Raw genomic sequence first — 11,539 nt, 5'->3', positions numbered from 1 at the left:
CCATGCGTAAGACCTTCGCGCGCCGTCTCGCCGGTGCCGCACTCACCCTGACCCTCGCCGCCGCGCCCGCCCTGGCGGCGGCCCCGGCGGCCTCCGCCGCCCCGGCGACCACCGCCGGCGTCCCCAGCTTCGGCGACCTGCTGCGCGGGGTCGAGGTGGACTGGGCCGAGCAGCACTGGGCGGACTCCGCGTGGAACGACCCGACCCCGGTGGCGTTCGGGGCGGACCAGCCGAACTACCAGTGCGCCGAGTACGTGGCCCGGGCGCTGGCCGCCGCCGGCCTGGTGCCCGGCCTCGGCCCGGACGACTCGCAGGACTCCTACTTCCACTACACCGCGCCCAACGGCAAGACCTACGACCTGCTGCTGATCAGCGACCTGCCGCAGTACCACAACCTGTACGACTACCTGATGGACAGCCACCTGGGCACGGACATCGGCGACCACCCGGAGCAGGCCCGCCCCGGCGACGTCGTGGTCACCTACGCCGGCCCCGGCGCCACCAAGTCGCACACCGGCCTGGTCGCCACCGCCCAGGACGGCACCACCGAGCCCACCGTGGACGCCCACAACCGGGCCCGCCTGCACTACGGCTACCACTTCTACGCGCCGTCCCACCTGGTGCGGATCGAGCCGCTGGGGCTGCTCGACGGCTTCGGCGACACCCCGTCCGCCGCCGGCACCCAGGCGCCCAAGCTCGCCGCCCCGAACACCGCCGCCCGCCCGGCGCTCACCGCGCCCCGGGTGACCGACCCTGCGGGCCCGCAGGTCTGACGCCCGGCCGGACCCGCCTTGTGCGGGGCATTACCTGATCTATACCTTTCGAACACCACCGGCGCGGCGTCCTCCTGGGGGCTCCGCGCCGGTGTCCGATGATCGAGAGGGAGGGGACGCCGGGATGAGACCCGTGCGCGATTCACTGCAGGTGGTCCGGAAGAACAAGCGGCTGCTCGTGCTGCCGGTTCTGGGCACCCTCGGCATGGCGGGCCCGCTGACGGCCTCGGTCGCGGCCGCCGCCATCGGCGGGGTCCAGGGGTCGGAGCGGGTGGCGGTCTCGGTGGTCATCGGGGTGCTGATCACCGCGCTGGGCGCCTTCTTCGGCGGTGCGATGATCTTCGCCGCCGACGACGCGCTGAGCGGCCGCCCGGTCCGGATCGGAGCCGCCTACGCCAGGGCCGCCCGCAGCTGGCTGGCCCTGCTGACCTGGACGCTCTTCAGCGTGCTGGTGAACCTGCTGATCCAGGCGATCCGCTGGGTGCTCGGTTCGCTGGTCGGCGAGCTGCTCAGCTCCCTGCTGGGCGGGGTGCTCGGCGCGATCTGGACGGTGGGCGGCTACCTGATGCTGCCCGCGATGCTGCTCGACGGCCACGGCCTGCGTGCCGCCGGCGAGGCCTCGGTCCGCTCCTTCACCCAGTACGCCGGCTCGGTGACCCGCACCCGCTGGCTCTTCGCCGTGCCGGCGCTGCTGACGCTCCTTCCGGCGCTGGTCCTGGTGATCCTGGCCGGGGAGTCCGGCAGCGCCGGCTTCTCGGTCGCCGGCTTCGCCGCGGCCGTGACCGTGCTCGCCTTCGCCACCACCCTCGGCGTCACCGCCTCGGGCGTCTTCCGGGTGCGGCTGTACCGCATGGCCAGTGCGGCGCCGCGCGGGACGGACGCCGCCATGGCGGCCGTCTAGTCCGCCAGCACCGCCAGGTCCGCGTCCGCCAGCCGCACCGGCTCCGCGATCACGTCGATCTCGGTGATCAGCCCGCTCTCCGGCGAGAAGCGGAAGGCGAGCAGCACCGCGAGCCGGCCCGAGGGCGCCATGACCAGGCCCACCGCGCCCTCCAGCAGCGCGAGCTGGGTGCTGAGGGCGCGGCCGGTCGAGGCCAGCGCGGCCTTGGCGACGGTGCGGCCGCCGCGCAGCAGGATCGCGGCGGGGGTGGGGCCGACCGCCTTGTCGGCGCGCAGCACCACCTCGGGGTCGAGCAGCGCGAGCAGGGCGTCGAAGTCGCCGGCCCGGGTGGCGGCCAGGTAGGCGCCGACCACCTTGCGCTGGCGGCCCAGGTCGGCGGTGGGCGGCGGGTTGCCGCGTACCCGGCGCCGGGCCCGGCTGGCGAGTTGACGGGTCGTCGTGGGCGTGCGGTCGAGCAGGGCGGCGATCTCCTCGAACGGCACCGCGAACATGTCGTGCAGCACGAAGGCGACCCGCTCGGCGGGGGAGAGGCTGTCCAGCACCACCAGCAGCGCCAACCCCACCGAGTCGGCCAGCAGCGCCTCCTCCTCGGGGTCGATGCCGCTCGGGTCGGTCCTGGCGGCGGCGGCCTCCAGCGGCTCCTCGCCCAGGTGGTCGCGCGAGCGCAGCGAGTTGAGGCAGACCCGGGAGACCACGGTGGTCAGCCAGGCGCCCAGGTTGTCGATGGAGGCGGCCTCGGTGCGGCCGAGCCGCAGCCAGGTGTCCTGCACCGCGTCCTCGGCCTCGGCCAGCGAGCCGAGGATCCGGTAGGCGATCGCCCGCAGCCGAGGCCGGTGCTCCTCGAACCGCGCCGCGAGCACGTCCTGTTCGTCCATGGTCTTCGAGCCCCCCTGAGCCACACCGGCACCTGCCGCCACCGCAGCAGACGCTAGCGCGCCCGGTCTCGCCCCGAAAGGGTGGTCCCTGTGCCGGGCGGATTGACGCCCGCCCGGCCCCACCTGGCCGGACCCCGCGGCGGCCGCCGAGCGCCGTCACGGCGGCCCCGCCGGGCGCCGCACAATGCGTCAGTGCTTGATGGACGCATCGAACCCGAGGACCCGCGGCGCCCGTTCCGCCTGGTCGTGACCGGCGGTGGGACCGGGGGCCACACCTACCCCGCGCTGACCGCCGTGCGCGCGCTGCAGGCCCGGCTGGCCGGGGCCGGGCGGGAGTTGGAGGCGCTCTGGATCGGCACCGCCGAGGGCCTGGAGGCCCGGGTGGCCGCCGCCGAGCAGATCCCGTTCGCCACCGTGGCCACCGGCAAGGTGCGGCGCAGCGCCAACCCGCTGAAGCTGGTCTCGCCCGCCAACGTGCGGGACATGGGCCGGGTGCCGCTGGGCGTGGCGCAGGCCCGGGCGCTGGTCGCCGAGGCGCGGCCGGACGTGGTGCTGGCCACCGGCGGCTACGTGGCCGTGCCGGTCGGCCTGGCCGCCCGGATCTGCCGCCGCCCGCTGGTGGTGCACGAGCAGACCGTGCGGCTGGGCCTGGCCAACCGGGCGCTGGCCCGGGCCGCCACCTGCTTCGCGGTCTCCTCCGAGTCCACCCTGCACTACCTGTCCGACGCGGCCCGGGCGGCGGCCGTGGTGACCGGGAACCCGGTGCGGCCGGAGGTGCTGACGGGCCGTCCGGAACGGGCGGTGGCCGCGCTCGGCCTGCGGGGCTTCGACCTCTCCCGGCCGACCGTCTACGTGACCGGCGGGGCCCAGGGCTCGCAGCAGATCAACGGCCTGATCGCCGAGCTGCTGCCCTGGCTGCTCACCCGGGCCAATGTGCTGCACCAGTGCGGACCGGTGCACGAGCCCGCGCTGCGCCAGCAGGCCGCCGCGCTGGGGCGGGAGTTGAGCGGGCGCTACCTGGTCACCGGATACGTCGGCGCGGAGCTGCCGGACGTGCTGGCGCTGGCCGGGGTGGTGGTCTCGCGCAGCGGCGCGGGCACCATCGCCGAGCTGACCGCGCTGGGCAAGGCCTCCGTCCTGGTGCCGCTGGCCACCGCGGCGGGCAACGAGCAGGAGCACAACGCCCGCCACCTGGAGGCCACCGGCGCCGCCGTGGCGCTGACCGGCGCGCCGACCGCGGCCCGGCTGCGCCAGGCCCTCACCCCGCTGCTGGACGACCCGGCCAAGCGGGCCGCGATGGCCGAGCGGGCCCGGGCGCACGGCCGCCCGGACGCGGCGGAGCGGCTGGTGGACGTGCTGCTCTCGGCGGCCACCGTCCGCGAGCCCGCCTACGGCTGACGGGTCCGTCCGGAGGACCGGCCCCGGCCCTGCAGTAGGGTCCTGGGCATGCCTGCGATAGCCGCGATCTCGTTCGACGCCGACGACACCCTGTGGGACTTCGAGGCCGCGTACGCCGTGGCGATCGCCGCGGTGGCGGACCGGCTCACGGAGGAGGGGGCGCGCCGGGCGGACGGCCCGGTGACGGGCGAGTGGCTGACCGGCCTCTGGCAGGAGGGCCGGGACGCGGCGCCGGACATCTGGCTGTCGACACTGCGCAAGCAGTCCTTCAGCCGGGCGATCGAGAGCAGCGGCCAGCGGGCCGATCCGGCGCGGGTGGACGGGCTGTTCGACTGGTACAACGAGCGGCGCTGGTCCGCCCTGCGGCCGTACCCCGAGGTGGTGGAGGTGCTGGACGCGCTGGCCGGCCGGTTCGTGCTCGCGGTCACCACCAACGGCAACACCGATCCGGCCAAGGTGGGCCTGGGCGGCTACTTCGCCTGCGTCACCAGCCCGGAACAGAGCGGCTTCCGCAAGCCGGACCGCCGGGCCTTCCGCCACACCGCCGCCCGGCTGGACCTGCAGCCCGCCCGGGTCCTGCACATCGGCGACCACCTGCTGCACGACGCCCTCGGCGCCAAGGAGGCCGGGCTGCAGGCCTACTGGCTCAACCGCAGGACCACCGGCGGCCCGGCCTCGGAGCGCGCCGCCGGGGCGGGCATCCGCGAGGTGGCCACCCTGGCAGCCCTGCTGGAGCTGTGACGGCCAGTCGCCGCCGAACGGCGCCGGCCCGGTGAGCAGCACCCGGCGGTGGCCCAGCCGGTCGCCGGCCACCCCCCCGCGCCGAACCAGAGCGTGTCCGGCGGACGGGAGGCCGGCCTCGCGGGCGGCCCGGCTCCAGAAGCTGTAGTCCACCACGACATCGCGGCCGGCCCGCATCAACTCGGCGAGTTCCAGGCGCTGGTCGGCGCGCACCCGCTCCTTGAGCGCGTCGTACGCGGCGGGTGCGAGCACCACGCCCGCGTCCCGGCCGCCGAGCAGCTGCCAGACGGCCTCGTCGATCGACAGGCGCGCGTAGCCCTGCGCGACCAGGCGCAGGGCGTAGGTCGACTTCCCGGCGCCGGGCAGACCGCACATCAGCACGACGGTGGGCACCCGGTTCACCCGGCCCGGCGGACGGCGAGCAGCAGGCCGCTGGCCCAGTCCAGGGTGGTGGTCGCGAAGTCCTGGCGGGCCGTCAGACCGGCGGCCAGGCGGTCCGCCGACTCCTGGTGGCCCTGCGGCCAGTTGGGCTGCGGCAGCAGGTCGTCGATGAGGTACATGCCGCCCGGGGCGACCAGGTCCAGGGCGCGCTCCAGGTGCGTGAACTTGCCGGGCCAGGTGTCGGCGAAGACCAGGTCGAAGGCGGGCCCGTCGTAGGTGTCGAGCCAGGCGCCGCCGTCGCCGGTCACGAAGGTCACCCGCCCGTCGTCCGCGAACTGCTCGCGGGCGATGCGCTGCACGGCGTCGTCCAGCTCCACGGTGACCAGGGTGGCCGCCGGGTCCATGCCGCTGAGCAGCCAGGCCGTGCCCTCGCCGGCGCCCGTGCCCAGCTCCAGGAGCCGCCCGCCGGGGCGGGTGGCGGCGAGGGTGGCGAGCAGGCTGCCGGTGCGGTCCTCGGAGGACATGGTGAAGCCGGCGGCCGCCGCCGCTGCGCGCAAGGCGGGGAGCTGGGACGGGAACCGACGCACGGTGTCATCCATGGCCGGATCCTGCCCAGGGGGCGGGAGGGGCGCAACGCGATTTGCGGGGGGCTACACCTCCAGCTCCGGCTCCTCGTGCTCGACGCCCTCGCCGTCCTCGGGGTCCTCCCCCGGGGCCTCCTCCTCCTCGTCCTCCTCGCCGCCCGCCGCGAGCTTGGCGTAGTACTGCTCCCGCACGGCCGTCCGCACCTTGCCGCTGTTCGCCGAGCCCCGCCGTGCGCCGGACCCGACCCCGCCCGCGCCGCTCATGCCCGGCTCGCCCTCGCGCTCACCCTCGCCCCCGGTTTCGCCGACGGCCTTGCGGCGAGCGCCCTCGGACGGCTCCTCCTCCGCGCCGCCCGTGACCCTGCGCGTGCCCCGGGGCTCCCCGACCTCCTCCGGCTCGGCGCCGATCGGCCTGGTGGCCGACGGGAGTTCGGGCTCGCCGATGGGCGGCGTCGGCGGCAGGAGCAGCGCACCCGGCGGGAGCAGCAGGCCGCCGCCCGCGCCGCCGCCCGCGCCGCTCCGGCCGTTGTCGGGGTTCAGGGCGTCGACGGGGAGCAGGCTGCCGGTGGTCCTGGCGAGGAGGTCCGGGCTGATGCTCGCCAGGTTCAGCGGAGCCAGCGGGGTGAGCGCGCTGAGCGGCGCGGAGTTGCCGAGCGAGGCCAGGATGCCGGTGAGCTGCTGGGTGTGGATGTCCTCGTGGGTGGCCAGGTTGGCGGCCACCTGGGTCAGGCCGGTGGCCGTGCCCTGGAAGGAGTCGAGCAGGCGGCGGACCACCTCGATGCCGACCACGGTGCCGACCTTCTCGCCGACGGCGGTGGCGATCTGGCCGAAGGCGTCGGCCGGGTTGCCGAGGTCCAGGCCGGCGATCACCGTGCGGAAGGAGGAGCCGTAGGAGTCGATGTCCTCGGCGTGACCGAGCAGGGTGCTGGCGCAGGTGGCGAGCACGGAGAGGTCCACGCCGAACCCGCTGCCGACCGGCCGGGCCGGGCCGCCGCCGATCACCGTCTTGACCAGGCCCTCCACCGCGTCGCCGACCGGTTTGGCCAGGGCCTGGCCGAGGGCGGTGGACGCCTGGTCGAGCAGGGCGGCGAGCAACTGCTGGCCGATCGCGATGACCATCGCCTCGCCGACCGGGCCGGTGGGCGCGGCGGCCACCAACTCGCCCTGGGTGGTCACCAGCTGGGCGATCGAGGCGGCCTTGGCCGCCGAGATGACCAGGGCGCCCGCGTGCAGCGCGGTGGCGAGCGTGCCGCAGACCTCGACCACCAGGCCGGAGAAGGTGGAGATGCCGGTCCACAGCTCGGCGAACTGGTCCGCGGAGGAGCCGTGGTAGGCCTCGCGCAGGGTGGAGACGGCCTTGTCGGCGGACATCTGCACCGAGTCCAGGGCCGAGGCGAGCTTGCTCAACTCGTCGGCGAACCGGGTGACCTCGTCCTCGTCGACCTGGGGCCACTCGATGCCGAGCAGTGCCAGCACCGGTTCCAGTTCCGGCGGCAGATCCAGTGCCATGCGTCCCCCCGAGCTGGTGGCGAGTTACCCTGCCAGCTCAGCAGCGCCGGGCGGTTCAATCATCAGTACTCCTACCGAGGAATCCGGAGAGGTCCGGGTCCGGGAGGTCCGTGCCCTCGGCCCGGGAGAACGCGAGGAGAACCTCGACCCGCGAGGAGTAGCCGAGTTTGGCGAGGATGCGGGAGACGTGCGAATGGACGGTGCGCACCGACACGATGAGCCGGTCGGCGATCTCACGGTCCGTCAGGCCCCGCGCGACCAGTTCCGCGACCCGGCGTTCGGCGCGGGTGAGGGAGGCCCAGCCGTGGGCGGGCCGGCGGCGGGAGCCGGTCGCGCCCAGCCGCACCCCGTGCGCGCGCAGCGCGGCGGTGGCCCGGTCGATCTCCCCGGTGGCCGCCAGCGCCCCGAACCGGCTGACCGCCTGCCGGTGCGCCGCCCGGGCGTCCTCGGCCCGGCCGGAGGCGGCGAACAGCAGGGCCGCCTGGTCGTCGGCGTGCGCGGCCGCGACCAACGAGCCGGCGTCGGCCAGGTCGTGGGCGGCGGCCAGCAGCAGGTCGGGGTCGCCGACCACCAGCCCCTCGGCGAACCTCAACGCGCCGCGCCGGCCGGGCGAGTTGTCGGTGGTCCGGTTGCGGATCGCCTCGGTCAGCCGCCGGGCCTCCTCCTGGCCGCCGCTGTTCACGGCGATCCGCACCAGCTCGCTGCCGGTCAGGCTGGTCGACTTGCTCGGGTGGATCTCGGCCATGCCGTCGGTGACGGTCCGGACGATCTCCAGTGCCTGCCGGTGCTCGCCGGTCAGTTCGGCGACGGTGGCCCGGGCCACGGCGACCACCTGCTCGTAGAAGAGCGCGGCATTGCGCGCGACGGACCGTTCGGCTGATGCCAACCGGGCCCGCCCGGCGTCGAGTTCGCCGCGGTGCAGGAGGATCAGCGCGGCCACGGCGTGCAGCGGCCGGCCCATGCCGTAGAGGTTGGGCAGCGCCATCGCCGCGTCCACCTCGGCCAGCGCCTGCTCCCACCGGCCGGTCCGGTAGGCGCTCAGCGCGGCCACCGTGTGCAGCCAGGGCAGCCAGAAGGCGCCCAGCAACTCGGCCATCGGACGGGCCTGTTCGACGGTCTCGTCGATCGCCGGGTCGGACCGCAGGTCCTGGATCACGGCACGCAGCAGCCGCGAGTCCAGCCACTCCACCCGGTCGTAGGCGGTGGTCTCCAGCATCGCGTCCACCTGGTCGAGCAACTCGACCGCGCCGGCCAGGTCGTGGGAGGCGGTCCGCTCGATCGCGCGCAGGTTCAGCAGGGCGATCGCCAGCAGCGGGTCCTCGTCGGCCGCCGCGCTGGCCACGGGCAGGGACTGCTTCACGGTGTCCAGGTCGCCGAGTTGCAGGCAGGCGTAGGTGCGCAGCAGGGCGAGGCGGGGGTGGAGCCGGCCGTCGTCCAGCTGTTCGGCGGCGATCAGGGCGAGGGCGGCGGCCGGGTCCATCTCGGCGAGCGCGGCCTTGGCCAGGATCACCCGCAGCCGCCGGCGCAGCGGCGTCGGCAGCGGCGCGGTGAGCTGGGCGCGGGCCAGCCGGCGGGCGGCCGGGCGGTCGCCCGACCAGTAGTGGGCCTCGACCAGGGCGACCACCAGCCGAGCCCGGCGCGGGTCGTCCAGCGGCAGGTGCTCGGCCGCGCGGGCCAGCAGTTTCAGCAGGGCGGGGGTCGGCCGCACGTTGAGCCGGTCGGCGCGGCGCAGCAGCCAGGCGACCGCCCAGGCGTCGACCGGCGCCTCGGCGAGCAGCCGCAGGACGGTCGGGTCCGGCACGCCGTGCCGGGCCAGTCGGCGGGCGGCGGCCGGGCGCAGGGCGGCGGAGGCGGCGGCGAGGGCCTGCCGGACGACGGGGTGGTGCAGGCGGATCGCGTCGGGGGAGAGCAGGGCGTTCGCCCGCAGCCGGTCGACGGCCGCCAGCACCGCCTCGGGGGCGGTGCCGGTCAGCGCGGCGAGGGCGTCGAGTTCGGCGTGCTCCGCCAGCAGCGCGATCCAGCGGGCCAAGGCGGCGTCGGGGCCCGCGAGTTCGGTGGCCCACGCGGCCAGCTCGGCGGGCCGCCGCAGGGCGTTCAGCAGGCGGGGGTTGCCGCAGGCGCCGGCCGCGGCAGGGTCGGCGCCCCAGCGGCGGGCGACGGCCGCCTCGTCGAGCGGTGCCAGGTCGTGGACCACGGTGGCGAGTCGGTCGAGCCCGGCGAAGCGGGCGGGCGAACTGCCGCGCCGCCGGCCGGTGACCACGGAGAGCGGGCGCCCGTGGTCCGGGTCGGCGAGGGCGTGCAGGGCGAGGAGCGTGGCGTCGTCGGCGAGGTGGAGGTCGTCGACGACGACCACGGCGGGCCCGGCCCAGTCCGGTGGTCGGGCCGCCGAGAGGCTGCTGAGTCCCGTCGCCAGGACCGGCACCCGGTAGGCCGGCAGGCCCGCCGCGCGCACCTGCGCGAGGTGGGCGTCCAGCAGCGCCGTCACCCCGGTGCCCGGATCGGCCCGCACCATGACCAGCCCGCCGTGCCCCTCCCGGGCCCGCGCCGCCGCGTCCGCCAGCAGTGCCAAGGATTCGTCCCGCCCGACCAGGTCCACAGCTGTGCTCCCCCCAAAGCCGCCTGCTGTCTGCCGTTACGGCCGGTCATGGTAGCGAGCGGGCGGGCCCGGCGGCAGGGGGCGCAGCGGGTCGCCGGGGTCAGCCGCAGCAGCCGGCGGCGGCCGCCGGCGCGGCCGGGGCGATGGCCGGTCCGGTCGGGAGGCAGCAGCCGGAGGCGGCGCGGCGGTCGTCGGGCGCCTGGTCCTCGGGGCGCTCGCCGAAGGTCTCGGCGTCGGCCTTGACCACGTAGACCTCCCAGGGCTCCCGGCCCGGGCCGGTCACCCAGGTCTTGTCCTGGAGCGCGTAGCAGCAGGAGGTGTCTCCCCCAGCCTTCGGCCGGGAGGTGCCCCCACCGTCGAAGGTGGCCAGCCCGGCCTCCTGCAGCCGGGCGCCGGCCGCCGCCACCTGCTCGGTGCTGTCGACCTCGATGCCGAGGTGGTCGAGCCGGGTGTCGTGGCCGGCCTCGCCCTCGATGAGGACGAGCTTGAGCGGGGGCTCGGCGATGGCGAAGTTCGCGTAGCCGGGGCGGCGCTTGGCCGGCTCGGTGCCGAAGAGCTCGGCGTAGAAGGCGACGGAGGCTTCGAGGTCGGCGACGCGCAGGGCGAGCTGGACACGGGACATGGCGGTCTCCCTGGGGTGGGATCTTCTGGATTGATATCCATCGATACAGCGAGCTTGCCTCCCTGAATCGATGGATGTCAACATAGACGCATGTCGAATTCAGAGCTGGTCGTCCTCGCCCCGGAGGACGCCGCGGTGTGCTGCTCCCCGCTGGTGCGCGAGCCGCTGGGCGAGGCGGACGCCGTCGACCTGGCCAGGATGTTCAAGGCGCTGTCGGACCCGGTCCGGCTGCGGCTGCTGTCGCTGATCGCCTCCCACGACGGCGGCGAGGCCTGCGTCTGCGACCTGACCGGCCCGTTCGACGTCTCGCAGCCGACCATCTCCCACCACCTCAAGGTGCTGCGCGAGGCCGGCCTGGTGGGCTCGGAGCGGCGCGGGACCTGGGTCTACTACTGGGTCCTGCCGGTGGCGCTGGCCAGGCTGTCGGCGCTGCTGGAGGCCCCGGCGGCCGGCGGCCCGAGATGACCGCGATACCTCCACTGGGCCGCCGGGCGGCCGCGGAGCTCCTGGGCACCGGCGCGCTGGTCGCCGTCGTGGTCGGCTCCGGCATCCAGGCGGCGAAGCTCTCGCCGGACGTCGGCGTGCAGCTGCTGGCCAACTCGCTGGCCACGGTCTTCGGCCTCGGGGTGCTGATCCTGCTGCTCGGCCCGGTCTCCGGCGCGCACTTCAACCCCGTGGTCACGCTGGCCGCCTGGGCCGGCCGGGCGCTCGGGCCGCGCGAGGTCGCGGCCTACCTGCCCGCCCAGGTCGCGGGCGCGATCGGCGGGGCGGTGCTGGCGGACGCGATGTTCGCCGAACCGCTGGTGCGCCTCTCCACGCACGCCCGCTCGGCCCCGCACCTGTGGCTGGGCGAGGTGGTGGCGACGGCCGGCCTGGTCCTGCTGGTCTTCGGCCTGACCCGGGCCGGGCGCGCGCGGTTCGCGCCCGCCGCCGTCGCCTCGTACATCGGCGCCGCGTACTGGTTCACCTCCAGCACCTCGTTCGCCAACCCGGCCGTCACGGTCGGCCGGGCGTTCACCGACACCTTCGCCGGGATCGCCCCGGCCTCCGTACCGGGCTTCGTCGCCGCCCAGGGCATCGGACTGGCCCTCGGGCTGGGCCTGGTCGCCCTGCTCTTCGGCCGCCCCGCGACCGCTGCCACCCGAGAAGGATGAACCCG

11 protein-coding genes and 1 pseudogene are annotated in these 11,539 nt (G+C 75.7%); 6 read left to right on the top strand and 6 right to left on the bottom strand.

Annotated elements, in window-relative coordinates; translation table 11 throughout:
- Nucleotides 1-2: 2 nt before the first annotated feature.
- Together ACFYNO_RS24455 and ACFYNO_RS24450 are read left to right on the top strand one after the other, a co-directional pair.
- Nucleotides 3-773: a hypothetical protein gene (locus ACFYNO_RS24455; RefSeq protein ID WP_388016226.1), complete on the top strand. Its 771-nt coding sequence runs from the start codon at nt 3-5 to the stop codon at nt 771-773.
- 133 nt (nt 774-906) lie between these two features.
- Nucleotides 907-1,674 (top strand): hypothetical protein, encoded by a 768-nt coding sequence (locus ACFYNO_RS24450; RefSeq protein WP_388016223.1) that lies wholly within the window; start codon nt 907-909, stop codon nt 1,672-1,674.
- Here ACFYNO_RS24450 and ACFYNO_RS24445 read toward each other — a convergent pair.
- Entirely contained in the window at nt 1,671-2,549 is an 879-nt protein-coding gene (locus ACFYNO_RS24445) for a sigma-70 family RNA polymerase sigma factor (protein ID WP_388016220.1), read from the bottom strand. The two genes, ACFYNO_RS24450 and ACFYNO_RS24445, sit on opposite strands and share 4 nt — an antisense overlap.
- 192 nt (nt 2,550-2,741) lie before the next feature.
- Here ACFYNO_RS24445 and ACFYNO_RS24440 point away from each other — a divergent pair, with 192 nt between their 5' ends.
- Both ACFYNO_RS24440 and ACFYNO_RS24435 read left to right on the top strand, forming a co-directional pair.
- The gene (locus tag ACFYNO_RS24440; protein ID WP_388016217.1) at nt 2,742-3,947 is read left to right on the top strand and encodes a glycosyltransferase; all 1,206 of its coding nucleotides are present in this window, start codon (nt 2,742-2,744) and stop codon (nt 3,945-3,947) included.
- A gap of 48 nt (nt 3,948-3,995) precedes the next feature.
- Nucleotides 3,996-4,688: an HAD family hydrolase gene (locus ACFYNO_RS24435; RefSeq protein WP_388016214.1), complete on the top strand. Its 693-nt coding sequence runs from the start codon at nt 3,996-3,998 to the stop codon at nt 4,686-4,688.
- A gap of 111 nt (nt 4,689-4,799) precedes the next feature.
- Here ACFYNO_RS24435 and ACFYNO_RS24430 read toward each other — a convergent pair.
- From ACFYNO_RS24430 to ACFYNO_RS24410, 5 genes and pseudogenes are all read right to left on the bottom strand, one after another.
- Nucleotides 4,800-5,063 (bottom strand): annotated as a pseudogene (locus tag ACFYNO_RS24430) (AAA family ATPase); the annotation flags it as partial.
- Nucleotides 5,064-5,086: 23 nt separating this feature from the next.
- Nucleotides 5,087-5,668, bottom strand: a complete 582-nt coding sequence (locus ACFYNO_RS24425; RefSeq protein ID WP_388016211.1) for an O-methyltransferase — start codon at nt 5,666-5,668, stop codon at nt 5,087-5,089.
- Nucleotides 5,669-5,719: 51 nt separating this feature from the next.
- A complete protein-coding gene (locus ACFYNO_RS24420) occupies nt 5,720-7,162 on the bottom strand; it encodes a WXG100 family type VII secretion target (protein ID WP_388016208.1) in 1,443 nt (480 codons plus the stop codon).
- 55 nt (nt 7,163-7,217) lie between these two features.
- Nucleotides 7,218-9,758, bottom strand: a complete 2,541-nt coding sequence (locus tag ACFYNO_RS24415) for a LuxR C-terminal-related transcriptional regulator (RefSeq protein WP_388016205.1) — start codon at nt 9,756-9,758, stop codon at nt 7,218-7,220.
- A gap of 100 nt (nt 9,759-9,858) precedes the next feature.
- Entirely contained in the window at nt 9,859-10,380 is a 522-nt protein-coding gene (locus ACFYNO_RS24410) for an ArsI/CadI family heavy metal resistance metalloenzyme (RefSeq protein WP_388016202.1), read from the bottom strand.
- Between the two features lie 90 nt (nt 10,381-10,470).
- On the opposite strand from ACFYNO_RS24410, the gene ACFYNO_RS24405 reads away from it, so the two are divergent.
- Nucleotides 10,471-10,845, top strand: coding sequence for an ArsR/SmtB family transcription factor (locus ACFYNO_RS24405; protein ID WP_388016199.1), 375 nt, complete (start codon nt 10,471-10,473; stop codon nt 10,843-10,845).
- Nucleotides 10,842-11,534, top strand: a complete 693-nt coding sequence (locus ACFYNO_RS24400; RefSeq protein WP_388016196.1) for an aquaporin — start codon at nt 10,842-10,844, stop codon at nt 11,532-11,534. The genes ACFYNO_RS24405 and ACFYNO_RS24400 overlap by 4 nt, the downstream gene beginning before the upstream one ends.
- Nucleotides 11,535-11,539: the final 5 nt, after the last annotated feature.

The organism is Kitasatospora sp. NPDC006697, from assembly GCF_042869935.1.
In the GTDB taxonomy this organism is placed as follows: Bacteria; Actinomycetota; Actinomycetes; order Streptomycetales; family Streptomycetaceae; genus Kitasatospora.
Note: the sequence above shows the minus strand (reverse complement) of the source record. Positions and strands in the feature narration are given on the sequence as shown.

Bases quoted from the DNA above. Each gene is read 5' to 3' on its own strand.
- ACFYNO_RS24455 (WP_388016226.1), top strand. From the start codon at position 3: ATGCGTAAGACCTTCGCGCGCCGTCTCGCCGGTGCCGCACTCACCCTG.
- ACFYNO_RS24445 (WP_388016220.1), bottom strand. From the start codon at position 2,549: ATGGACGAACAGGACGTGCTCGCGGCGCGGTTCGAGGAGCACCGGCCT.
- ACFYNO_RS24435 (WP_388016214.1), top strand. From the start codon at position 3,996: ATGCCTGCGATAGCCGCGATCTCGTTCGACGCCGACGACACCCTGTGG.
- ACFYNO_RS24425 (WP_388016211.1), bottom strand. From the start codon at position 5,668: ATGGATGACACCGTGCGTCGGTTCCCGTCCCAGCTCCCCGCCTTGCGC.
- ACFYNO_RS24420 (WP_388016208.1), bottom strand. From the start codon at position 7,162: ATGGCACTGGATCTGCCGCCGGAACTGGAACCGGTGCTGGCACTGCTC.
- ACFYNO_RS24410 (WP_388016202.1), bottom strand. From the start codon at position 10,380: ATGTCCCGTGTCCAGCTCGCCCTGCGCGTCGCCGACCTCGAAGCCTCC.
- ACFYNO_RS24405 (WP_388016199.1), top strand. From the start codon at position 10,471: ATGTCGAATTCAGAGCTGGTCGTCCTCGCCCCGGAGGACGCCGCGGTG.
- ACFYNO_RS24400 (WP_388016196.1), top strand. From the start codon at position 10,842: ATGACCGCGATACCTCCACTGGGCCGCCGGGCGGCCGCGGAGCTCCTG.